At 39.2% G+C, this 21,948-nt stretch carries 17 protein-coding genes and 1 pseudogene; 15 read left to right on the forward strand and 3 right to left on the reverse strand.

What is annotated here, in order from left to right:
- Positions 1-48: 48 nt before the first annotated feature.
- Positions 49-1,092: a methyltransferase gene (locus tag OO7_RS05940; RefSeq protein WP_008915049.1), complete on the reverse strand. Its 1,044-nt coding sequence runs from the start codon at positions 1,090-1,092 to the stop codon at positions 49-51.
- A 1,253-nt stretch (positions 1,093-2,345) separates the two neighbouring features.
- On the opposite strand from OO7_RS05940, the gene OO7_RS05945 reads away from it, so the two are divergent.
- Both OO7_RS05945 and OO7_RS05950 read left to right on the forward strand, forming a co-directional pair.
- On the forward strand, positions 2,346-2,552 hold the full coding sequence (locus OO7_RS05945) for a DUF2517 family protein (RefSeq protein WP_008915050.1): 207 nt from the start codon (positions 2,346-2,348) through the stop codon (positions 2,550-2,552).
- Positions 2,553-2,746: 194 nt separating this feature from the next.
- Positions 2,747-3,490: a type 2 GTP cyclohydrolase I gene (locus tag OO7_RS05950; RefSeq protein WP_008915051.1), complete on the forward strand. Its 744-nt coding sequence runs from the start codon at positions 2,747-2,749 to the stop codon at positions 3,488-3,490.
- Positions 3,491-3,566: 76 nt separating this feature from the next.
- Here the strand turns inward: OO7_RS05950 and OO7_RS05955 are convergent, their stop codons facing one another.
- Positions 3,567-4,700: a multidrug effflux MFS transporter gene (locus OO7_RS05955; RefSeq protein ID WP_008915052.1), complete on the reverse strand. Its 1,134-nt coding sequence runs from the start codon at positions 4,698-4,700 to the stop codon at positions 3,567-3,569.
- 106 nt (positions 4,701-4,806) lie between these two features.
- On the opposite strand from OO7_RS05955, the pseudogene OO7_RS05960 reads away from it, so the two are divergent.
- A pseudogene (locus tag OO7_RS05960) lies at positions 4,807-5,571 on the forward strand (AraC family transcriptional regulator).
- A 59-nt stretch (positions 5,572-5,630) separates the two neighbouring features.
- Here OO7_RS05960 and OO7_RS05965 read toward each other — a convergent pair.
- Entirely contained in the window at positions 5,631-6,917 is a 1,287-nt protein-coding gene (locus tag OO7_RS05965; RefSeq protein ID WP_008915054.1) for a citrate synthase, read from the reverse strand.
- 607 nt (positions 6,918-7,524) lie between these two features.
- Here OO7_RS05965 and sdhC point away from each other — a divergent pair.
- The 12 genes from sdhC (at position 7,525) to ybgE (ending at position 21,892) form a co-directional block, all read left to right on the forward strand.
- Positions 7,525-7,914: a succinate dehydrogenase cytochrome b556 subunit gene (gene sdhC / locus OO7_RS05970; protein WP_008915055.1), complete on the forward strand. Its 390-nt coding sequence runs from the start codon at positions 7,525-7,527 to the stop codon at positions 7,912-7,914.
- A complete protein-coding gene (gene sdhD, locus OO7_RS05975; RefSeq protein ID WP_008915056.1) occupies positions 7,908-8,252 on the forward strand; it encodes a succinate dehydrogenase membrane anchor subunit in 345 nt (114 codons plus the stop codon). Before sdhC ends, sdhD begins: the two co-directional genes overlap by 7 nt.
- Entirely contained in the window at positions 8,253-10,019 is a 1,767-nt protein-coding gene (gene sdhA, locus OO7_RS05980) for a succinate dehydrogenase flavoprotein subunit (protein WP_008915057.1), read from the forward strand.
- 35 nt (positions 10,020-10,054) lie between these two features.
- Positions 10,055-10,771 carry a succinate dehydrogenase iron-sulfur subunit gene (locus OO7_RS05985; RefSeq protein ID WP_008915058.1) on the forward strand — a complete coding sequence of 239 codons (717 nt, stop codon included), beginning with the start codon at positions 10,055-10,057 and terminating at the stop codon, positions 10,769-10,771.
- Positions 10,772-11,114: 343 nt separating this feature from the next.
- Positions 11,115-13,925 (forward strand): 2-oxoglutarate dehydrogenase E1 component, encoded by a 2,811-nt coding sequence (gene sucA / locus OO7_RS05990; protein WP_008915059.1) that lies wholly within the window; start codon positions 11,115-11,117, stop codon positions 13,923-13,925.
- A 15-nt stretch (positions 13,926-13,940) separates the two neighbouring features.
- On the forward strand, positions 13,941-15,161 hold the full coding sequence (gene odhB, locus OO7_RS05995) for a 2-oxoglutarate dehydrogenase complex dihydrolipoyllysine-residue succinyltransferase (RefSeq protein WP_008915060.1): 1,221 nt from the start codon (positions 13,941-13,943) through the stop codon (positions 15,159-15,161).
- Between the two features lie 130 nt (positions 15,162-15,291).
- Positions 15,292-16,458: an ADP-forming succinate--CoA ligase subunit beta gene (sucC, locus tag OO7_RS06000; protein ID WP_008915061.1), complete on the forward strand. Its 1,167-nt coding sequence runs from the start codon at positions 15,292-15,294 to the stop codon at positions 16,456-16,458.
- The gene (gene sucD / locus OO7_RS06005; protein WP_008915062.1) at positions 16,458-17,330 is read left to right on the forward strand and encodes a succinate--CoA ligase subunit alpha; all 873 of its coding nucleotides are present in this window, start codon (positions 16,458-16,460) and stop codon (positions 17,328-17,330) included. Before sucC ends, sucD begins: the two co-directional genes overlap by 1 nt.
- 1,419 nt (positions 17,331-18,749) lie before the next feature.
- Entirely contained in the window at positions 18,750-20,318 is a 1,569-nt protein-coding gene (gene cydA / locus OO7_RS06010) for a cytochrome ubiquinol oxidase subunit I (RefSeq protein WP_008915063.1), read from the forward strand.
- Between the two features lie 14 nt (positions 20,319-20,332).
- A complete protein-coding gene (gene cydB / locus OO7_RS06015) occupies positions 20,333-21,472 on the forward strand; it encodes a cytochrome d ubiquinol oxidase subunit II (RefSeq protein ID WP_008915064.1) in 1,140 nt (379 codons plus the stop codon).
- A gap of 12 nt (positions 21,473-21,484) precedes the next feature.
- Positions 21,485-21,598, forward strand: coding sequence for a cytochrome bd-I oxidase subunit CydX (cydX, locus tag OO7_RS16440; RefSeq protein ID WP_008915065.1), 114 nt, complete (start codon positions 21,485-21,487; stop codon positions 21,596-21,598).
- A gap of 6 nt (positions 21,599-21,604) precedes the next feature.
- Positions 21,605-21,892, forward strand: a complete 288-nt coding sequence (gene ybgE, locus OO7_RS06020; protein WP_008915066.1) for a cyd operon protein YbgE — start codon at positions 21,605-21,607, stop codon at positions 21,890-21,892.
- Positions 21,893-21,948: the final 56 nt, after the last annotated feature.

A 21,948-nucleotide genomic window follows, 5' to 3' on the forward strand; every position in this document is an offset into this window, starting at 1 on the left:
AATGCGCATTGTGTATTACAGTTTTATCTTTCTTTATATTTTGCAGATTTACTTAGCAATTGGTTTAGGTATTGCTTCAACAATTGAAACATAGCAACCAGTATCAATAATACGGTTAAGTTTTAAGCCTGCACTGTCGAGTAATTCTGTTAATTCTTCTTCACTACGAGTTTGTCCGCCATCAAAACTGGCTAAAAGTAATAGGTCAATCAGGTTACCACCATGCCAATTGTTACCTGTTGGGATCACGGGTTCTAGGATCAATAATTTAGAATTATCATTCATCGCATTGCGGCAGCATTGCAATATTTTCTGAGCCTGATCAGTTGGCCAGTCCATTGTAATGTACTTTAATAAATAGAAATCGGCTTCTGGGCAAGACTCAAAGAAGCTACCAGGATGAATTTCCCAACGCTTTTCTCCATCTAATTCCCCAAGTCGGTGCTTTTGTAGAATTTCAGGTCTATCAAATAAAATGCCATGTAAAGTTTTATTACTTTTTAGCACACTTAATAGTAATCCACCCATACCACCCGCAATATCAACAACTTTTGCGTTATCAGGGAATTTATATTTCTGTGTTAAAAAATAGTTTTCAACAGCAGACATAGAAGACATGCCTGTGTGGAACGTGTAATCATCTTTATAATGGCTTTCATCAGCCCAATATTCGTAGAAAGATTCTCCAAACATATCTTTAAAAGGCGTATCACTGCGTAAACTATCAATTAGATCACCTAATGGTGCCCAAAATGTTATGTCAGTCAGCATTAATACTGCATCATGTAATGAATGTGGGTGATCTTTACGAAGAAACTGTGCTGCGGGGGTTAACTCAAATTTACCGTCATCTGTTTGTGCAAATACTTTTTTAGCGGCAAGCATTCGCATGACTCTAAATAAATGTTTAGGGTTAACATCCGATTCTTTTGCAAGTTCATCAATTGTTTTTGCACCATTTTTTAGCTTATCAGCAATATCTAATAATGCCGCAACCCTGAGTGATGCTTGGAACGTGATGCCCATTGCTTGCTCTAATAAATAGATAGCAGCACTTTCATTTTTAGATATACAAGTATCGTTATTTAACATGCAATTGTTCCTCTTAGTAATTAATAGTTTAAAACACGATTAAAAATAATTAGATGAACTCTATACTTTATTAAAGATACATATTTAATTTTATAGTATCGGACTGCATTTATATCGTTGTGACTAATAACATTTATTGAAAAATAATGGCGATAATATAAAGACCTGACTTTTTACTTCTTGAATTCTATGGTGTTTAAGTCATTTTATGACTTTGTTTTTATAGTGGTAATACCAGTTGGTAATTAAAACATTTGAAAATACCCATATTAATAATAGTTATGTCAATATTTGAATTGTATATATTTTATTTTGTATTGTTTTAGTTTGATTTATTTTTATATAAAGTCAAGATTAAAAATATTAATCTTATAATTATTTTTTTATATATTAAGAACTAAATATATATTTAATATGACTCATCAATAATGTTGTTTTATATTGTTGATTTTCATGTTTATTTTTTGTTATTGTTTCGTGGTGGATATTTTTATAGTTAGACTGTCATCATGAATTATTAATTAGCGGAATAATTACTTTAGTAATATTAACTTATTATTTAAATCATTTTATGATGTTTTTATATAATAAAGGATACATTAATAATATAAAATAAGTTGATATTAATTAGGTGAATAGTTTTATGGTTAAATATTTTCATTCCATCACTAATAATATAATTAATGTGGTTATTAATTAACTATAAGTGATTTAACTAAAAATTATTAAAAGCAATTATATAAATAATTAGCTATATAAATGAATAGTTGTCTTAAAATGATTAAAACTGAGTAAGTACTTAGTCAATAAATATGGTTTTTTAATTCAGAAAAATAAGTGGTATTGTTGTTCTTATTATTAACGAATTTTTAGACTGAGAATAAGGTTATATAGAGTAAAGATTTTAGAAAAAATAGTTCTAATATAAAACTAATAAAGCTAAAAATAATGACAGATATTTTATGAATAAAAATAATTACCAAATGTTAATGTTGTGTTTATTTGTTGTATTTTTATTGCGAAATTTTGTTAATAAATGTAATAAAAATACAATAAATAACAAAATGTGCGAAATATAGGCATTTTTTTCATTGCAAGTGGTCTGATCAGTAGTAAAATTACAATTAAAAGAGTATTATTAACTCAGTTAATTATATTCATATTATTTGTACGACTTTGGTGATCCTTAAAAGATTATTCATGAGGATAATTTAAAATCGGCAAATATAGTGGCTACTGACAGGAGGATATCGATGTCCACATACCACGAATATTCCCGTACTCAGGTTATGGTACGCCGCGCTGCCGCGTTGTTTGCAGGCATACTTGCATTTCCGATTATGGTTTTTCATCCACAACGTGCAAAATTTTATAGCTACTTATATAAAGTTTGGACGAAAACAAGCGATAAACCCGTGTGGTTAGAGCGTTCAGAAATGACGATGGATGCACATCGCTAGCAGTAAAATTGCGATATTATTCTCCCCGCGATAAAAAATCGTGGGGATGAAAAATCCTGCCTTTGCACCTACATCTCCAAAATAGCCATTTCTTTTTACTCTATTGCTTTATAATCTTATGACATGACAATTTTCGGTCATTTAAAAATTATTTGCTATGTCAGCCAAAAACATTGCAAGAAAAGGATAAGGTTATGCGTAATATCTCTTTGGAAGAAGTGATCAATAATGAATTAAAAGTCAGTGAATTCCAAGACTATGCTCCGAATGGCCTTCAAGTAGAAGGGCGCTCGCATGTACAAAAAATTGTCACTGGTGTGACTGCTTGCCAAGCGTTATTAGATAAAGCTGTAGAAATGGAAGCGGATGCAATTATTGTTCATCATGGTTATTTTTGGAAAAATGAGCCAGTTGTGATCAAAGGCATGAAAAGAAAGCGCCTGAAAACATTATTAGAAAATGATATTAACCTTTATGGCTATCATCTTCCTCTGGATGCTCATCCTCATCTTGGTAATAACACACAGCTAGCACATTTAATGGGTGTCAAAATTGATGGTTATATTGAGCCTTTATTGCCATTTGGTTATTTTGATGAGCCAATCACGCCAGCAGAATTATCACAGCGTTTAGAAAAGCAACTTGGTCGTAAGGTGCTCCATTGCGGAGATTTTGGTAAACAAGAAATCAGACAAATTGCATGGTGCACGGGTGGCGGGCAAGGTTTTATTTTAGAAGCGGCTGAATTTGGTGTGGATGCTTTTGTCACGGGAGAGGTTTCAGAGCAAACTATCCATATTGCAAGAGAAATGGGCATTCATTTTTATTCTGCGGGTCATCACGCAACAGAACGCTATGGCATTAAAGCATTAACTAAATGGTTAGTTGATAACCATGGTTTAGATGCAACATTCATTGATATTGATAACCCAGCTTAAAATAGATAAAAATGCAGTATATCTATTTGATATACTGCATTTTAGTCGATGATTAATACTTTGTGGCTTACTGATTTTAGTGCGCCTGAACTCGATAACGAATTGAAACACCCATCAGGATCACGCCGGAAATTAACATTACTGCGCCTAGATGTTGGCTCCAGCCAGCAACAATCAAACCAATAGCAAGACCAATATAATAAAATAGGCCTAATATAGCGCCAGCAGTCCCTTTTCTATCATTATAACGATTCAGTGCATGGGCAAGAATATTTGGAATTGCAACACCATACCCAATAACAATTCCTATCACTGGCAAAATAAACCACGCCGAATGAATAAGAGCAAAAACTAACGCTCCGCTAATTAATGAAATCAAACTCGCGAGTTTAACTAATGTCTCTGGTGATTGATTTTTAGCCAGTAAATACCGATTTAAGACTGAGCCAATTCCGACGCCAATGGCGAGTAAAATGCCTGTAAGACCAAATTGCTGCTGAGATAGCATTAATTGTTCAAAATGAAAGGGCGCAAGTTGGTAATAACTGAATAAATTAATGTTGAAAAATGCAATTAACATCACATTTCTTAAAATATCTTTATCCTTAATCATAGCCAATAAAGTGGTTAAAAATGGGCTATGAATCACATTTTCAGGTTTGGTCTCTGGAAGCTTATAACAAGCCCATAACAATAACCCTACGGCTAAAATGGCTAATCCAACAAAAACGGCTTGATATCCGCCTATGCTGACTAATAAAGATCCAATTAGCATGCCAAGTGCTGGGCTAATAGCAATCGCAATTCCCATAATAGAGAAAACTTTAGCTAATTGAGGGCCTTGGTAACTATCTCGCATCGCTGTTTGTGTACCAATCGACCCCACAGCAGCACCAAAAGCAGATAACATACGCATGAGTAATAATAGGGCAAAGTGAGAAACAAAAAGAGCACCAATAGATGCAACGCCATATAGCAACAACCCTGCTAATATCGTGGGTCGACGACCAATGACATCACACATTCTCCCCCAGAAAACCACACCTAAGGCAAATGCGAAAAAATAGAATGAAAGTGTTTGAGAAGCACTTTGCGCACTGACTTGAAAAGCGCTAGCAATATCTGTTAATGCTGGGCTGTATATAGTTTCTACAATTTGTGGAAACATCATCAAGGCTACAGCCAACCATAATGAAAGAGATGATTTCATCTAAGTTATCCTATTTTATCATTAATTTAATAGGCAAGATTTTAGTGGCATTTTTATTGTCTTATTACAATAATAAAGACTAATAATATCAAAAACAGGACTTGTTATGGCTTGGCTTTCGCAACAAGATAAGTTTGAAACTCATTGGTATCAGGCGCCTATTTTAGGTATTGCAGCTGAAATGGGGCAGCATGATTCGGGAATGCATCATCATGATATGGGGCAATTATTGTTTACTCAACAAGGTTGCATTCTAATCTCATTACAAAATCACCTCTCGTTATTGCCACCGGGTAGAGTGGCTTGGTTGCCTCCCAACATGATTCATCGAGCACAAATGAAGTCATCTGTTGGTTACCGCTCAGTTTATCTTAATCAGCATTATTCTAATTTTATGGGGAATGAAGTCGCGATTTTAACGGTAAGTCCATTATTAAGAGAAATTCTCGAATGTATTGCTGTGGCGCCGTTTGATAGTAATTGGCAGCAAGGAAGGCTGGCAAACTTACTGCCTGTTTTTATTGATGAGCTACAAAGTGCAACAACAGAACCAACACTGTTATCTATTCCACAAGATCGCCGAATTCATGATTTGAATATGCAGATACTTCCGCCAACATTGATTGAATTAGCGCAAAAAGTTGGTGCAAGTGAAAAGACAATTTCGCGTATTTTTATCCGCGAAACAGGAATGAGCTATCAAGCTTGGCGTCAGCAATGGCGGTTTATTAAAGCAGTGGAGTTACTTGCTTAAGGAAAAGCTTATCATTTTATTACTCAAGAATTGGGATTAACGAGTGATAGTGCTTTTATAAGTTTTTTTAAAAAAATGAGCGGTAAGACGCCTAAAGCCTATCAGAATGGGCAGTAAAAAAGAAAAGCCCCGAAAACGAGGCTTTGATATGTAGGGAATCGAATTTAATTGAATTATTATTTTTTGGAGATATTTGTATTGAAATCACGTTTATCATAACCAGTATATAGCTGGCGCGGACGTGCAATTTTCAATCCGTCATCATGCATTTCGTTCCAGTGAGCAATCCAGCCAATGGTTCGTGCAATTGCAAAAATAACGGTAAACATAGATGAAGGAATACCCATAGCTTTCAAGATGATACCTGAATAGAAATCAACATTCGGGTAGAGTTTCTTCTCAATGAAATACGGGTCGTTCAGTGCGATACGCTCCAACTCCATTGCAACTTCAAGTAGGCTATCATTTAAACCAAGTTCATTTAATACTTCGTGGCAAGTTTCACGCATGACTGTTGCACGAGGATCATGATTTTTATAAACGCGGTGACCAAAGCCCATTAGGCGGAAAGAGTCATTTTTATCTTTTGCGCGTTTAATAAAATCAGGAATATATTCAACGCTTTTGATCTCTTCCAGCATACGCAAGCAAGCTTCGTTAGCACCACCATGAGCAGGTCCCCACAGAGAGGCAATTCCCGCAGCAATACAAGCAAATGGGTTAGCGCCAGAGGAGCCAGCAGTACGCACTGTAGACGTTGACGCATTTTGCTCGTGATCAGCATGTAGGATCAAAATGCGATCCATTGCGCGCTCAAGTACTGGGTTTACAACATATTCTTCACAAGGCGTAGAGAACATCATGTGCAAGAAGTTACCCGCGTAAGACAAGTTATTACGTGGATAAACAAAAGGTTGACCAATAGAATACTTATAGCACATTGCCGCAACAGTCGGCATTTTAGAGAGTAATCTATATGCCGTAATTTCACGATGGCGTGGGTTAGAAATATCGAGAGCATCGTGATAGAAAGCAGCCAAAGCGCCAGTAACACCACAGAGCACCGCCATTGGGTGAGAGTCACGGCGGAAACCATTTAGCATGCGCGTGATTTGCTCATGGATCATGGTATGACGAGTTACTGTATTTCTAAAAGTGTCATATTGTTCTTGGGTTGGTGCTTCTCCGTAAAGCAGGATATAGCAAACTTCAAGATAGGTAGCTTCGGTTGCGAGTTGATCAATTGGGAAGCCGCGGTGCAGTAAAACACCTTTTTCACCATCAATATAAGTGATTTTTGACTCACATGAAGCAGTAGATGTAAATCCAGGGTCATAAGTAAAATACCCTTTAGAACCTAAAGATCGGACATCGATAACCTTTTGGCCAAGGGTGGGGGATAGAATATCTACTTCAATTTCACTTCCACTCTCAGTCGATAGCTTAGCTTTGTTATCAGCCATTTACGGTCTCCTTAGCGCTTGATAATCAACACCCAACAACCAGGACACAGTTTTATACAGCGTCTTTACGCATTGTTCTACCGGCATATTGTGGAAATCAGCTAGCTATCACATTAAATCCTGAATTCTGACGGCCGACGACAATGTCTTTTAGGTCATATATGAGTGTGTCGATGTTATGTTTTTGTTGTTTTACTTACAATATCACTAATTTTAGTAAGGGAAACAATTTTCATAAATATTATTTATTTTTGTGTCAAAAAATGTACTGACGTCTCGATAAATCTTGCTGCCCTATATGTAAAATAAATGTTGACTGAATGTCAAATGACATGAGCACATTTGTACAAAATGTATAAATCGTGATCCTTCTCACTGTTCGGGCTAAATGTCTCCAAACATTTTGTGTGGGAATTGTAATAGCAATGTGAAGACTTTATACTTGAGACAGGTCTCCGGATTACCCTGACGTTAGACTCTCAGCGTAATCAGTGTGCAACTATTTTTGAATATGATGGATTAATGTTTAACTTAAGTTGCATTTAGTTCCCCCTGTTGCTGTCAGTTTCCGCCCCAGGTCCGGAGGAAGGAAAATAATAAGAGCTATGTGGGCAAAATTGTGAAAAAACAAAGACCTGTCAACCTTGATCTGCAGACGATCCATTTCCCGATTACTGCAATATCTTCGATCTTGCACCGTGTCTCTGGCGTCATTACTTTCATCGCAGTCGGTATTCTGCTTTGGTTGTTAGGGACATCTTTATCCTCTCCAGAAGGTTTTCAACATGTATCCGAAATAATGACTGGTTTTTTTGCCAAGTTCATTCTTTGGGGAATTCTAACAGCATTGGCGTATCACATTTGTGGTGGTATTCGTCATATGTTAATGGATTTTGGCTATGTTGATGAAACACTTGCTGCTGGTAATTCATCAGCAAAAATTACGTTTGTTATCACTATCATTCTGGCAATTCTGGCGGGGATATTAGTATGGTAAGTAATGCATCTACTTTAGGCCGTACTGGTATTCAGGACTGGCTATTAATCCGTGGTTCAGCGATCGTAATTGTACTCTACGTGCTGTACCTTGTTGGCTTTATTGCCATCAACGATATTACTTATGAAACATGGCGTGGATTCTTTTCATCCTCTGTGACGAAAGTGTTCACTATCCTTACACTGTTCTCGATTCTAGTTCATGCCTGGATTGGATTATGGCAAGTACTGACGGACTATGTTAAGCCAATCGCACTTCGTTTAGTGCTGCAATTAATCATTGTTATTGCTCTATTGGCTTACTTAATTTACGGAACAATCGTGGTGTGGGGTGTATAGATGAATCTGCCAATAAGAGAGTTTGACGCTATTGTTATCGGTGCTGGTGGAGCAGGTATGCGCGCCGCACTACAAATTTCACAGTCAGGACTATCTTGTGCCTTACTGTCAAAAGTTTTTCCAACACGTTCTCATACTGTATCAGCGCAAGGTGGTATCACTGTTGCACTTGGTAACACTCATCCAGATAACTGGGAGTGGCACATGTATGACACAGTTAAAGGTTCTGATTACATCGGTGACCAAGACGCTATTGAATATATGTGTCAAACCGGTCCTGAAGCTATTCTAGAATTAGAACATATGGGTTTACCATTTTCTCGTTTAGATGATGGTCGAATCTACCAACGTCCATTTGGTGGTCAGTCTAAAAACTTTGGTGGCGAACAAGCTGCGCGTACTGCTGCTGCGGCAGACCGTACAGGCCATGCGCTATTACATACGCTTTACCAACAAAACCTAAAAAATCACACTACGATTTTTTCTGAGTGGTATGCCCTTGATTTGGTTAAAAATCAGGACGGCGATATTGTTGGTTGTACTGCGATTTGTATGGAAACGGGTGAACTTGTTTACTTCAAAGCAAAAGCGACTATTTTGGCAACAGGTGGCGCAGGGCGCATTTACCAATCAACCACTAATGCTCACATCAACACAGGTGATGGTGTTGGTATGGCAACTCGTGCTGGTGTACCGCTGCAAGATATGGAAATGTGGCAATTCCACCCAACAGGTATTGCGGGGGCGGGTGTTTTAGTAACCGAGGGTTGTCGTGGTGAAGGTGGTTACCTCTTAAACAAAGATGGTGAGCGTTTCATGGAACGTTATGCCCCTAACGCGAAAGATCTTGCTGGTCGTGACGTTGTTGCTCGCTCAATCATGATTGAGATTCGTGAAGGCCGTGGCTGTGATGGTCCATGGGGTCCTCATGCTAAATTGAAATTGGATCACTTAGGTAAAGACGTTCTTGAATCACGTTTGCCGGGTATTCTTGAATTATCTCGTACTTTTGCTCACGTTGACCCAGTCAAAGAGCCAATTCCTGTCATTCCAACTTGTCACTATATGATGGGTGGAATTCCAACTAAAGTGACAGGACAAGCTATTCGCTATAATGAAAAAGGCGAAGATGAAGTGATCCCAGGCTTGTTTGCTGTGGGTGAAATTGCTTGTGTCTCTGTCCATGGTGCAAACCGCCTTGGTGGTAACTCACTGCTTGACCTTGTGGTATTTGGTCGCTCAGCAGGATTACACTTAAAAGAATCTCTATTAGAGCAAGGTCCAATGCGTGATGCGACTGAATCTGATATTGATGCAGCATTATCTCGCTTTAATCGTTGGGAAAATGCGCGTACAGGTGAAGATCCAGTTGAGATCAGAAAAGCATTGCAATCTTGCATGCAACATAACTTCTCGGTATTCCGTGAAGGTGATGCAATGGCGAAAGGGTTGGAAGAGCTGAAAGTTATTCGCGAACGCCTGAAAAATGCACGTCTTGATGATACATCACGAGAATTTAACACTCAGCGTATTGAATGTTTAGAACTGGATAATTTGATGGAAACAGCTTATGCAACAGCACAAGCGGCCAACTTCCGTACGGAAAGCCGTGGCGCACATAGCCGTTTTGACCATCCAGATCGTGATGATGCTAATTGGCTATGCCACTCTTTATATCTACCGCAATCTGAAACGATGACGCGTCGTGAAGTGAACATGCAACCTAAATTGCGTGAACCCTTCCCGCCGAAAGTACGTACTTATTAATGCGTGGTGTGAATCCAGTTGCGGAGAAATAAACTATGAAACTTGAATTTTCGATTTATCGCTATAATCCGGATGTAGATAACGCACCTCGTATGCAAGATTACACGCTCGAAGTTCCTGAAGGGCGTGACATGATGTTACTTGATGCACTTATTCTGCTGAAAGAAAAAGATCCGACATTATCATTCCGTCGTTCTTGCCGTGAAGGTGTTTGTGGCTCTGATGGTGTGAACATGAATGGTAAAAATGGCTTGGCCTGTATCACGCCATTATCCGCCTTAACGCGTTCTGGGAAGAAAATTGTCATCCGTCCATTGCCAGGTCTGCCTGTTGTTCGTGACCTGATAATTGATATGAGCCAATTTTATACTCAATACGAAAAAATTCGCCCGTATCTTATTAATGATAATAAGAATCCACCTGCACGCGAGAATTTACAATATCCAGAGCAACGAGAAAAACTCGATGGACTTTACGAGTGTATTTTGTGTGCTTGTTGTTCTACTTCTTGCCCATCATTCTGGTGGAATCCGGATAAATTTATTGGACCAGCAGGTCTTTTAGCAGCCTATCGTTTCCTAATTGATAGTAGAGATACTGAGACAGATAGTCGATTAGATGATCTATCCGACGCTTTTAGTGTTTTCCGCTGTCATAGCATTATGAATTGTGTCAATGTATGCCCTAAAGGACTAAATCCAACGAAAGCTATCGGTCATATTAAATCTATGTTACTAAAACATAGCGCTTAGAACTGATATTTAACCTGCGGTATGGAAGTGCCGCAGGTCATTAAAAGACTAAGTCGTAAATATAAAAATACAAAAGTAATAGATAGAGCAAAAAGTAAAAAGTGAAAGTACAAAGCCAACCTGCACAACAAAAGATGAAGACGCGAGCTGACTCAAGGGATCTTTAAAAACTGTAGGCAGTTTTTAAAGGTTCCTAAAAAAGGGGAGCCCGGAGTGATAAAGGGAAACCCAAAGTGAGAACATGCATAAAGCACGTCCAGAAGAACCTTTATCGAGGCCGCAAAAATGCGGTAATTAGTTAACCACGGCGAAAACTAAAGCTTAAATAGCTTAAGGGATCACAATGCAGAACGGCGTAATGAAGGACTGGCTGGATTCGAGCTTTCTGGCAGGCGCGAACCAGTCTTACATAGAACAACTCTATGAAGATTATCTGACAGACCCTAATTCTGTTGATGCTGGTTGGAGAGAAATCTTCCAGCAACTGCCTGGCGCAGTAGGCACCAACGGTGAACAACTCCACTCGCAAGCACGCGATTACTTCCGTCGCTTAGCTAAAGACTCTACTCGTTATCATACCTCTGTCTCCGACCCAACAATCGACGCAAAACAAGTTAAAGTTTTACAGTTGATTAATGCATTCCGCTTCCGCGGACATCAAAATGCAAATCTTGATCCGTTAGATTTATGGAAACGCGAATCGGTTCCTGATTTAGATCCTACATTCCATAACTTAACAAAAGAAGATTTCGACGAAACATTTAACGTGGGTTCTTTTGCAATTGGCAAAGAAACCATGAAACTAAGTGACCTTTATGATGCACTGAAACGTATTTATTGCGGTTCTATCGGTGCTGAATATATGCACATTACTAATACCGAAGAAAAACGCTGGATCCAACAGCGTCTTGAGTCAGTAAATGTTGCAGAACAATTTACCAAAGAAGAAAAACGTCGCTTTTTAGCTGAATTAACGGCGGCTGAAGGTTTGGAACGTTATTTAGGTGCTAAATTCCCAGGCGCAAAACGTTTCTCATTGGAAGGTGGTGATGCACTAGTTCCAATGCTGAAAGAGCTGATTCACTACGCGGGAACACATGACACAAGCGAAATCGTATTAGGTATGGCTCACCGTGGTCGCCTAAACGTACTGGTTAATATTTTGGGCAAAAAACCTGCTGAACTATTTGATGAATTCGCAGGAAAACACAAAGACCATTCAAGTGCTGGTGACGTAAAATATCACCAAGGTTTCTCTTCTGATTTCCAAACTGCGGGTTCACGCGTTCACCTAGCATTGGCCTTTAACCCATCTCACCTTGAAATTGTCAGCCCAGTTGTTATTGGTTCTGTTCGCGCTCGCCGCGATAGATTGAATGAAGCACTGAGTAACAAAGTTATTCCAGTAACCATTCATGGTGACTCAGCTGTAACAGGGCAAGGTGTTGTTCAAGAAACATTGAACATGTCTCAAGCTCGTGGGTATGAAGTTGGCGGAACAGTTCGCGTTGTGATTAATAACCAGATTGGTTTTACCACGTCGAATCCAAAAGATACACGCTCAACTGAATATTGCACAGATGTCGTGAAAATGGTTCAAGCACCAATTTTCCATGTGAATGGTGATGACCCAGAAGCGGTTGCGTTTGTAACGCGCTTGGCGTTAGATTTCCGTAATACGTTTAAACGCGATGTCATGATTGACCTCGTTTGTTATCGTCGTCATGGTCATAACGAAGCTGATGAGCCAAATGCAACACAGCCAATTATGTACCAAAAAATCAAAAAACAACCAACGCCTCGCAAAATTTATGCAGACCGTTTAATTGAAAACGGTATTGTAACTGCTGATGAAGTGACCGAAATGGTGAATTCATATCGCGATGCTTTAGATAGAGGTGATTGCGTTGTTGAAGAATGGCGTGAGATGGGTCCAAATGCTTATACATGGGAACCATACTTAAACCATGATTGGAATGAATCTTACAAATCAACGTTTGATCTAAAACGTCTGCAAGAATTAGCAGTGAAAACCAGCACAGTTCCAGCTGAAGTTGTCACCCAATCTCGCGTAGAAAAAATTTACGCTGATCGCGCTGAAATGGCGAAAGGTGAAAAACTGTTAGATTGGGGCGCAGCTGAAACACTGGCTTACGCAACATTGGTTGACGAAGGTGTTCCTGTTCGCCTTTCTGGTGAAGATGCGGGTCGTGGTACATTCTTCCATCGTCATGCAGTTATTCATAATCAAACAAATGGTTCAGTTTATGTGCCATTACAAAATATTCACAATGCGCAAGGTGAGTTTAAAGTTTGGGATTCAGTCCTAACTGAAAACGCCGTATTGGCATTTGAATATGGTTATGCAACTACAGAACCACGCACATTAACAATCTGGGAAGCGCAATTCGGTGACTTTGCCAACTGTGCTCAGGTTGTCATCGACCAATTTATTAGTTCTGGTGAACAAAAATGGGGTCGTATGTGTGGTTTGGTTATGTTATTACCACACGGTTATGAAGGCCAAGGTCCAGAGCACTCATCTGCACGTTTAGAGCGCTATCTACAACTGTGTGCAGACCAAAATATGCAAGTGTGTGTACCTTCTACACCTGCGCAGGTTTACCATATGTTACGCCGTCAGGCTCTACGCGGGATGCGTCGTCCTCTGATTGTAATGTCACCTAAATCCTTACTTCGTCACCCATTAGCGGTATCAAGTCTGGAAGAACTGGCTAATGGGAAATTCCAAACCGTTATCAGTGAAATTGATGATATTAATCCTAAAAATGTGAAACGTGTCGTTCTGTGTTCAGGTAAAGTCTATTACGATCTGTTAGAACAACGTCGTAAGAATGGGCAAACTGACGTGGCTATTGTTCGTATTGAACAGCTATATCCATTCCCACACGAAGATATTCAACAAGCATTAGCACCGTATGCGCATGTGAAAGATTTCGTTTGGTGTCAAGAAGAGCCATTAAACCAAGGTGCTTGGTATTGCAGTCAACATAATTTCCGTGAAGCTATCCCAGCTGGCGCAAATTTACGTTATGCAGGCCGTGCAGCTTCTTCATCCCCAGCAGTTGGATACACGTCCGTTCACCAAGAGCAACAACAAGCTCTGGTAAATGACGCTTTGAACATTGAATAAATTAAAGGATATAAAATGAGTAGCGTAGAAATTCTTGTTCCCGATCTTCCTGAATCCGTTGCTGATGCTACGGTTGCCACATGGCATAAAAAACCAGGTGATAGCGTCGAACGTGATGAAGTGCTGGTTGAAATTGAAACAGATAAAGTTGTTTTGGAAGTTCCTGCAAGTGAAGCAGGGATCTTGGATGCCATCATTGAAGATGAAGGCGCAACAGTACTTTCTAAACAGATACTTGGTCGCATTCGTTTAGGTGATAGCTCTGGACTTCCTGCTGAAGTTAAATCAGCTCAGGAATCAACACCTGCACAACGTCAAACTGCAAGTTTAGAAGAAGAAAGCAATGATGCTTTAACGCCAGCAACTCGTCGTTTAATTGCTGAACATGACTTAAACCCAGCGGATATTAAAGGCACGGGTGTTGGTGGGCGTTTAACTCGCGAAGATATTGAAAAATATTTAGCAGCGAATAGCAATAAAGCGGCTCCAGCTGCTGCGCCGAAAGCACCAGAAGCACCTCAAGCACCATTGGCGCATCGTAGTGAAAAACGTGTACCAATGACGCGTTTACGTAAACGTATTGCTGAGCGCCTACTGGAAGCGAAAAACAATACTGCTATGCTGACGACATTTAATGAAGTCAACATGCAGCCAATTAAAGACCTACGTAAACAATATGGCGAAGCATTTGAAAAACGTCATGGTGTGCGTTTAGGCTTTATGTCTTTCTACGTTAAAGCAGCAGTTGAAGCATTAAAACGCTATCCAGAAGTGAATGCTTCTATTGATGGTACAGATGTTGTTTACCACAACTACTTTGATATTAGTATTGCAGTTTCAACACCGCGTGGTCTGGTAACGCCAGTATTACGTGATGTTGATGCAATGAGCATGGCTGATATTGAGCGCAAAATTAAAGAACTCGCTATCAAAGGTCGTGATGGTAAATTAACGGTTGATGATTTAACGGGCGGTAACTTTACTATCACTAATGGTGGCGTATTTGGTTCTCTGATGTCTACACCAATTATTAACCCACCGCAAAGCGCAATCTTAGGCATGCATGCCATTAAAGATCGTCCAATGGCAGTTAATGGCAAAGTTGAAATTCTGCCAATGATGTACCTTGCATTATCTTATGACCACCGTCTAATTGATGGTAGTGAGTCAGTTGGATTCTTAGTTGCTATCAAAGATATGCTGGAAGATCCAACGCGTTTGCTGCTGGACGTATAGCGCTAATAGGGCAGGGGAATGCCTGCCCTTTCTGAGATAACCATGCAGCTGATTTTTCTGGTTGCTAAATCAGTAACAATTGAAGGGGGCGAATAAACGCCTCTTTAGACTCAATTATGGATAGAACATCATGAATTTACACGAGTATCAGGCAAAACAGCTTTTTACACGCTATGGCTTGCCAGCGCCAACTGGATATGCGTGTTCAACAGCAGAAGAAGCTGTTGAAGCAGCAAAAAAAATTGGTAATGGACCATGGGTTGTTAAATGCCAAGTTCATGCAGGTGGGCGCGGTAAAGCAGGCGGCGTAAAAGTGACTAAGGATATTAATGATATCCGTGAATTTGCAGACAAATGGTTAGGTAAAAACTTAGTTACTTATCAAACAGATGCAAATGGACAACCTGTTAATCAAATCTTGGTTGAAAATGCAACTGACATCGCTAAAGAACTTTATCTAGGTGCTGTTGTTGACCGTGGAACCCGTCGTGTCGTGTTCATGGCATCAACAGAAGGTGGTGTTGAAATTGAAAAAGTTGCAGAAGAAACGCCTGAACTAATTCATAAAGCAATCATCGATCCTTTAACGGGTCCGATGCCTTATCAAGGCCGCGAATTAGCATTCAAATTGGGTTTAACTGGAAAACAAGTTAGCCAATTTGCGAAAATTTTCATGGGTCTGGCAACGATGTTCTTAGAGCGTGACCTTGCGCTTATCGAAGTTAACCCATTGGTTATTAATACAGAAGGTGACCTGATTTGCCTAGATGGTAAATTAGGTGTAGATAGCAACGCGCTATATCGCCAACCTGAAATGCGCGCAATGCACGATCCATCTCAAGAAGATGCTCGTGAAGCTCAAGCGGCACAATGGGAACTAAACTATGTTGCACTAGATGGCAATATCGGTTGTATGGTTAACGGTGCTGGTCTTGCAATGGGAACCATGGATATTGTTAAATTGCATGGTGGTGCTCCTGCAAACTTCCTTGATGTTGGTGGCGGCGCGACAAAAGAACGCGTTACTGAAGCGTTCAAAATTATCCTTTCAGATAAAAATGTAAAAGCGGTTTTCGTTAATATCTTTGGTGGTATTGTTCGCTGTGACCTGATTGCTGACGGTATTATTGGTGCAGTAGAAGAAGTCGGTGTAAATGTACCAGTTGTTGTACGTTTAGAAGGTAACAATGCAGAGTTAGGTGCTAAGAAACTTGCAGATAGTGGCTTGAATATTATCGCAGCAAATAGCCTGACAGATGCAGCTAAGAAAGCAGTAGCAGCAGCGGAGGCTAAATAATGTCTATTTTAATCGATAAAAACACCAAAGTAATTTGCCAAGGTTTCACTGGTGGTCAAGGTACTTTCCACTCCGAACAAGCTATTGCTTACGGAACTAAAATGGTTGGCGGTGTAACGCCGGGTAAAGGTGGCACAACTCACCTAGGTTTACCAGTATTTAACACTGTTCGCGAAGCCGTTGAAGCTACAGGCGCAACAACGTCTGTTATTTATGTTCCAGCGCCATTTTGTAAAGATTCAATCCTAGAAGCGATTGATGCAGGTATTAAATTGATCGTGACAATTACAGAAGGTATTCCAACATTGGATATGCTGACTGTAAAAGTTAAGCTTGATGAAGCTGGCGTGCGCATGATTGGTCCAAACTGCCCAGGTGTTATTACTCCAGGTGAGTGTAAAATTGGTATCCAACCAGGTCATATCCATTTACCGGGCAAAGTTGGTATCGTTTCTCGCTCAGGTACATTGACTTATGAAGCAGTTAAACAAACAACAGATGCAGGTTTAGGTCAATCTACTTGTGTTGGTATCGGTGGTGACCCAATTCCGGGTTCAAACTTCATTGATATTTTGAAACTGTTCCAAGAAGATCCGCAAACAGAAGCTATCGTCATGATTGGTGAAATTGGCGGTAACGCGGAAGAAGATGCTGCTGCTTACATTAAAGATCACGTGACTAAACCTGTGGTTGCTTATATTGCTGGTGTTACTGCACCAAAAGGTAAGCGTATGGGTCACGCAGGTGCAATTATCGCTGGTGGTAAAGGGACTGCTGATGAGAAATTTGCTGCATTAGAAGCTGCTGGTGTGAAAACTGTACGTAGCTTGGCTGATATTGGTGATGCAGTAAAATCATTACTCGCTAAGTAAAACTTTTTGGGTTGCATATTAAACAATGCAACCCAATTAAGTGTGTCTCTATTTCGTATAAGAATACGGACACATTAAAGCCTATGTTCATTTGAGCGTAGGTTTTTTTTATGGGTAAGGTAATCATTGACAGCCATATTTAACTTATATAATAGATCACTTATTTATCTTTAATTTGAAAAAAGATGAAATTTATTCTGTTTGTTTAATCAATAAATGGCTATTCAACTTGAATGAGTTATCGCACCTAATTGGCTATAGAACCCTTCTAATATACCTATTGTCATACAATTCTTAACTTTTAGGCTGTAATTTAAACCTTATAGCCGCACGAGGAGATATCGTGAAAGCCTAAATTAGTTTGATTATAGTAACAATTTTTTCTTTCAGACTTTTAATTATGTACTAAAATAAATTAATAGGATTATAGAGGGTTATGAATAGCAGCTAGAGTTTGGCTATTCACGAGCATACTAAATAGAAATAACAATATGCTCGAAAGAGAAAAAGAGAATATGGTCAGTAGTGAAATATAATGAATAATGCAATGCAGTGTTGCAAATAGATGTGTTAAAAGAACAGCTACAACATAATGAGTGAGAATCATTTCTATTAAAAAACTTTAGGTAGGTAATTATCTAGAGAAGTAATTATATTAAAACTAGGTTATTAAATAGACAATAAAGATCAGCGCTAAGTGAAGTAATTACAAGAATATTGCATCTATTCAATATCTAAAGAGGATCAGTGATGAAAAATCGAGCTAAGATACTCATATATTGATATTTTCATTGGCAATAACCTACAGCAAAATATCGAAATTTTAGCCAGTATTAATGAACTTTATTTTAATGATAATGTGTTGGATATAGAAATCTAATGTCGATTAATTTAATAACTAATAGAATTCATAATAAAAACAAAATTGCCAAATATTATAAATAAGCATTCTTTTTGCGAACATTTAAATATAGCGTTAATTTTTTAGATTACTATTTAGTAAATAAAAATATTTTGATTACTACCAATAACAGGAGATTAACATTTAAATAACCATTAATTGATGATAAGGATAATCAGTTAACAATAACCCAAAAAATTGACATAAATCAATTTATTAGTGCTGGCTTTATTTTTCTAAATTGCTTAAATTGTTGCAAGATCAAATACCCATTTTTCTATTATAGGGTATAATTCTTGATATATATTCAGAATTCGAATCTGAATCACGCAAAAGAAGTTTATTGTGTGTGAAGATAAGCGTACTATTATTATAGTGTCGTTAGAGTTTTTGTTTTTGTTAATTATTTGTTGTTTTGAGGCATTTTTTGTTAGTAGTTAAGAGACTTTCTTTTTTTATTTTACTAGAAGCTGGGTTGCCGCATGTCGGTGTCTTCCTGCTAGGAGCAAGGAGTCAAGATGTTTGATATTGTCGAACTGTCAAGATTACAGTTTGCCTTAACTGCAATGTATCACTTCCTATTTGTACCATTAACGCTAGGTATGGCGTTTTTGCTTGCAATTATGGAAACGATATATGTGCTGTCGGGTAAGCAGATTTATAAAGATATGACTAAGTTCTGGGGTAAGTTATTCGGTATTAACTTTGCCCTGGGTGTTGCAACTGGTTTGACTATGGAGTTCCAATTCGGKACTAACTGGTCATACTATGCCCACTATGTTGGAGATATCTTCGGTGCACCTCTTGCAATCGAAGGTTTGATGGCATTCTTCCTAGAATCAACCTTTGTTGGTTTGTTCTTCTTTGGTTGGGATCGTTTAAGCAAGACTCAGCATCTTGCGGTGACTTGGTTAGTTGCTTTAGGTTCTAACTTCTCTGCACTATGGATTCTGGTCGCAAACGGCTGGATGCAAAACCCAATTGCAGCGGACTTTAACTTCGAAACAATGCGTATGGAAATGATTAGCTTCTCTGAACTAGTCATGAACCCTGTTGCACAAGTTAAATTCGTTCATACCGTTGCGGCGGGTTACTGTACTGGTGCTATGTTTGTTCTGGGTATCAGTTCTTACTACATGCTTAAAGGCCGTGATATTGCATTTGCAAAACGCTCTTTTGCAGTTGCCGCGAGCTTTGGTATTGCCGCAGTTCTATCTGTTATCGTTCTTGGTGATGAATCAGGTTACGAAATGGGTGACGTACAAAAAACCAAACTTGCCGCAGTAGAAGCAGAATGGGAAACTCATGCTCCTCCAGCATCATTTAACCTGATTGCTTGGCCTGATACCGAAAAAATGGAAAACAAATTCTCTATTTCAATTCCATGGGCAATGGGTATCATCGCAACTCGTTCATTAGATACGCCTGTTTTAGGCTTGAAAGATCTGATGAAACAACACGAAGTTCGTATTCGTAACGGTATGGTTGCATATGGTGAGTTGCAAGAGCTTTTAGCGGGTAATAAAGATCCTGATTTACGCAAATCATTTGAAATCAACAAGAAAGACCTTGGTTATGGCTTATTGTTAAAACAATATGCACCAAATGTTGTTGATGCAACAGAAGCACAGATCCAAAAAGCAGTTAAAGACAGCATTCCTAATGTTGGACCTCTGTTCTGGGCATTCCGTATCATGGTTGGTGTTGGTTTCTTACTGCTAATCATTATTGGGCTTTCTTTCCTATCTGTTGTTCGCAACCGTATTGGCCAAAACAAATGGTTGTTACGTGCAACACTGATTGGTATCCCATTACCATGGATCGCGATTGAATCAGGTTGGTTTGTTGCAGAATATGGTCGTCAACCATGGGCAATAGGTGAGGTACTCCCTGTTTCCGTTGCTCACTCTAACTTGACAACCCATGATCTGATTTTCTCTCTAGCTCTGATCTGTGGTCTGTATACACTGTTCTTAATTGCTGAGTTGTTCTTAATGTTCAAATTTGCTCGTAAAGGGCCAAGCAGCCTGAAAACGGGTCGCTACCACTTTGAACAAAAAAATAGCTCTGCACAAGACGTTCAGTAAACAGGAGTCCACTTATGTTTGATTATGAAGTTCTTCGGTTTGTGTGGTGGATTCTAATCGGTGTATTACTGATTGGGTTTGCTGTCACAGATGGTTTTGACATGGGCGTCGGCTTCTTATTACCTATTATAGGTAAAACAGATACTGATCGCCGTATCATGATTAACGCCGTTGCACCTCACTGGGATGGTAACCAAGTTTGGTTAATCACCGCGGGTGGTGCGATGTTTGCTGCATGGCCACAAGTTTATGCGGCAGCATTCTCCGGCTTTTATGTTGCAATGATTTTAGTGCTAGCAGCATTATTCTTCCGCCCAGTTGGTTTYGACTATCGTTCTAAGCTAGAAAATCCAAAATGGCGCAACATGTGGGACTGGGGTCTGTTTATTGGTGGTTTCGTTCCACCATTAGTTATCGGTGTTGCATTTGGTAACCTGTTGTTAGGTGTACCATTCTCAATTGATAACCAACAGTACCTGACTTATACAGGAAACCTATTTGGTTTGTTGAACCCATATGGCTTATTGGCGGGTGTTGTCAGCTTAATGATGATTGTGACTCAAGGTGCAACGTATCTACAAATGCGTACCACTGGTGAGTTAAATCTGCGTGTACGTAAAACAACCTATATCACATCACTTATAACGTTACTCGCGTTTGCAGGTGCTGGTGTGTGGTTAGTGATGGGTATTGATGGTTATGCTGTCACTTCAACTATTGATACTTTAAGTGCATCAAACCCACTTAATAAAACAGTAGAAGTGACTGCTGGCGCATGGTTAGTGAATTTCAATAACTACCCTGTATTGTGGGCTCTGCCTGCTTTAGGTGTTGTTCTGCCACTATTTACTATGCTGTTCACTAAAGCAAATAAAAATGCATTAGCATTTGTTAGCTCATCATTAACTATTGCATGTATCATTTTGACATGTGGTATCGCGATGTTCCCATTCATCATGCCATCAAGCATTATGCCAAATGCAAGCTTGACCATGTGGGATGCAACATCTAGCTTGTTTACACTGCAAGTAATGACTGTTGTTGCTATCATTTTTGTTCCAATCGTTCTGGCTTACACTGCGTGGTGTTACTACAAAATGTTTGGTCGTTTGGACAAAAACTTCATTGAAGGCAACAAGCATTCACTGTATTAAGGAGCATAACATATGTGGTATTTTGCCTGGATCCTCGGCACGCTGTTAGCTTGTAGTTTTGCAGTGATTGCTGGGTTAGCGCTAGAGCATGCGGAAGAGAAAGCCGCTGCGAAAGATGGCGAGTAGTCAATAATGCTGGTGGATAAATGCTATCAGCTATTGGATAAGGGTCCGATTAGGATCCTTATCCTTATATTAGCTTTGGTTATCGCGGGAAGTGTGATGTGGGATCCCACTCAATTTGCTGCAAAGACCAGTTCATTCCAAATATGGCAAGGGTTATTGCTCATTTGGGCAACCTGTAGCGCGATGATTTTTGGTGTCGGATTTAGGCCTAAAAAGTGCATTTGGCGAACAGTTTTTCATCCACTACCTGCCGCTATCATTCTTATCTGGGGACTAACAAAGCTCCTCGGCTAATCTAAATTATCAATTATGGGTCGTAAGGCCCATAATTTTTTTGATAACTTTACCTC

Source organism: Providencia sneebia DSM 19967, assembly GCF_000314895.2.
Taxonomy (GTDB): Bacteria; Pseudomonadota; Gammaproteobacteria; order Enterobacterales; family Enterobacteriaceae; genus Providencia; species Providencia sneebia.

Bases quoted from the DNA above. Each gene is read 5' to 3' on its own strand.
- ybgE (WP_008915066.1), top strand. From the start codon at position 21,605: ATGCTGGTGGATAAATGCTATCAGCTATTGGATAAGGGTCCGATTAGG.
- cydX (WP_008915065.1), top strand. From the start codon at position 21,485: ATGTGGTATTTTGCCTGGATCCTCGGCACGCTGTTAGCTTGTAGTTTT.
- sucA (WP_008915059.1), top strand. From the start codon at position 11,115: ATGCAGAACGGCGTAATGAAGGACTGGCTGGATTCGAGCTTTCTGGCA.
- sucC (WP_008915061.1), top strand. From the start codon at position 15,292: ATGAATTTACACGAGTATCAGGCAAAACAGCTTTTTACACGCTATGGC.
- OO7_RS05965 (WP_008915054.1), bottom strand. From the start codon at position 6,917: ATGGCTGATAACAAAGCTAAGCTATCGACTGAGAGTGGAAGTGAAATT.
- OO7_RS05950 (WP_008915051.1), top strand. From the start codon at position 2,747: ATGCGTAATATCTCTTTGGAAGAAGTGATCAATAATGAATTAAAAGTC.
- sdhD (WP_008915056.1), top strand. From the start codon at position 7,908: ATGGTAAGTAATGCATCTACTTTAGGCCGTACTGGTATTCAGGACTGG.
- sdhA (WP_008915057.1), top strand. From the start codon at position 8,253: ATGAATCTGCCAATAAGAGAGTTTGACGCTATTGTTATCGGTGCTGGT.
- OO7_RS05985 (WP_008915058.1), top strand. From the start codon at position 10,055: ATGAAACTTGAATTTTCGATTTATCGCTATAATCCGGATGTAGATAAC.
- odhB (WP_008915060.1), top strand. From the start codon at position 13,941: ATGAGTAGCGTAGAAATTCTTGTTCCCGATCTTCCTGAATCCGTTGCT.
- OO7_RS05940 (WP_008915049.1), bottom strand. From the start codon at position 1,092: ATGTTAAATAACGATACTTGTATATCTAAAAATGAAAGTGCTGCTATC.
- OO7_RS05955 (WP_008915052.1), bottom strand. From the start codon at position 4,700: ATGAAATCATCTCTTTCATTATGGTTGGCTGTAGCCTTGATGATGTTT.
- sucD (WP_008915062.1), top strand. From the start codon at position 16,458: ATGTCTATTTTAATCGATAAAAACACCAAAGTAATTTGCCAAGGTTTC.
- OO7_RS05945 (WP_008915050.1), top strand. From the start codon at position 2,346: ATGTCCACATACCACGAATATTCCCGTACTCAGGTTATGGTACGCCGC.